The 1,898-nt window shown below is 57.2% G+C and carries 1 other annotated feature (running past one end of the window).

Annotated elements, in window-relative coordinates:
- Positions 1–22: 22 nt before the first annotated feature.
- Positions 23–1,898: a sequence feature (mutual gap in cmsearch alignment for this rRNA model is longer than 100), on the reverse strand (it continues 853 nt past the right edge of the window).

The following is a 1,898-nucleotide window of genomic DNA, read 5'->3' on the forward strand; positions in this document are numbered from 1 at the left end:
AACACAGTGGACGCGAGCAACTGAGGACAAGCCCTCGGCCTATTAGTACCGGTCACCTCCACACCTTGCGGTGCTTCCAGATCCGGCCTATCAACCCAGTCGTCTACTGGGAGCCTTAACCCCTCAAGGGGGTGGGAGTCCTCATCTCGAAGCAGGCTTCCCGCTTAGATGCTTTCAGCGGTTATCCCTCCCGAACGTAGCCAACCAGCCATGCCCTTGGCAGGACAACTGGCACACCAGAGGTTCGTCCGTCCCGGTCCTCTCGTACTAGGGACAGCCCTTCTCAAGACTCCTACGCGCACAGCGGATAGGGACCGAACTGTCTCACGACGTTCTAAACCCAGCTCGCGTACCGCTTTAATGGGCGAACAGCCCAACCCTTGGGACCGACTCCAGCCCCAGGATGCGACGAGCCGACATCGAGGTGCCAAACCATCCCGTCGATATGGACTCTTGGGGAAGATCAGCCTGTTATCCCCGGGGTACCTTTTATCCGTTGAGCGACGGCGCTTCCACAAGCCACCGCCGGATCACTAGTCCCGACTTTCGTCCCTGCTCGACCCGTCGGTCTCACAGTCAAGCTCCCTTGTGCACTTACACTCAACACCTGATTGCCAACCAGGCTGAGGGAACCTTTGGGCGCCTCCGTTACTCTTTAGGAGGCAACCGCCCCAGTTAAACTACCCATCAGACACTGTCCCTGATCCGGATCACGGACCCAGGTTAGACATCCAGCACGACCAGACTGGTATTTCAACGACGACTCCACCCACACTGGCGTGCGAGTTTCAAAGTCTCCCAGCTATCCTACACAAGCCGAACCGAACACCAATATCAAACTGTAGTAAAGGTCCCGGGGTCTTTCCGTCCTGCTGCGCGAAACGAGCATCTTTACTCGTAGTGCAATTTCACCGGGCCTATGGTTGAGACAGTCGAGAAGTCGTTACGCCATTCGTGCAGGTCGGAACTTACCCGACAAGGAATTTCGCTACCTTAGGATGGTTATAGTTACCACCGCCGTTTACTGGCGCTTAAGTTCTCAGCTTCGCCCCACCGAAATGGAGCTAACCGGTCCCCTTAACGTTCCAGCACCGGGCAGGCGTCAGTCCGTATACATCGCCTTACGGCTTCGCACGGACCTGTGTTTTTAGTAAACAGTCGCTTCTCGCTGGTCTCTGCGGCCACCCCCAGCTCGGAGTGCAAGACTCGTCACCGGGTGTGGCCCCCCTTCTCCCGAAGTTACGGGGGCATTTTGCCGAGTTCCTTAACCATAGTTCACCCGAACGCCTCGGTATTCTCTACCTGACCACCTGAGTCGGTTTAGGGTACGGGCCGCCATGAAACTCGCTAGAGGCTTTTCTCGACAGCATAGGATCATCCACTTCACCACAATCGGCTCGGCATCAGGTCTCAGCCGTATGCAAGGCGGATTTACCTACCTTGCGGCCTACACCCTTACCCCGGGACAACCACCGCCCGGGATGGACTACCTTCCTGCGTCACCCCATCACTCACCTACTAACCGCTTGGTCCGGCGGCTCCACCACTCCCCTCAACTCCGAAGAGATCAGGGCGGCTTCACGGCCTTAGCATCACGATGCTCGATGTTTGACGCTTCACAGCGGGTACCGGAATATCAACCGGTTATCCATCGACTACGCCTGTCGGCCTCGCCTTAGGTCCCGACTTACCCTGGGCAGATCAGCTTGACCCAGGAACCCTTAGTCAATCGGCGCAAACGTTTCTCACGTTTGTATCGCTACTCATGCCTGCATTCTCACTCGTGAACCGTCCACAACTCGCTTCCGCGGCTGCTTCACCCGGCACACGACGCTCCCCTACCCATCACGATCCCCGTTGGGGGTATATATCGCAATGACACGACTTCGGCGGTATGC

The organism is Streptomyces sp. NPDC056128 (assembly GCF_042263835.1).
GTDB lineage: Bacteria > Actinomycetota > Actinomycetes > Streptomycetales > Streptomycetaceae > Streptomyces.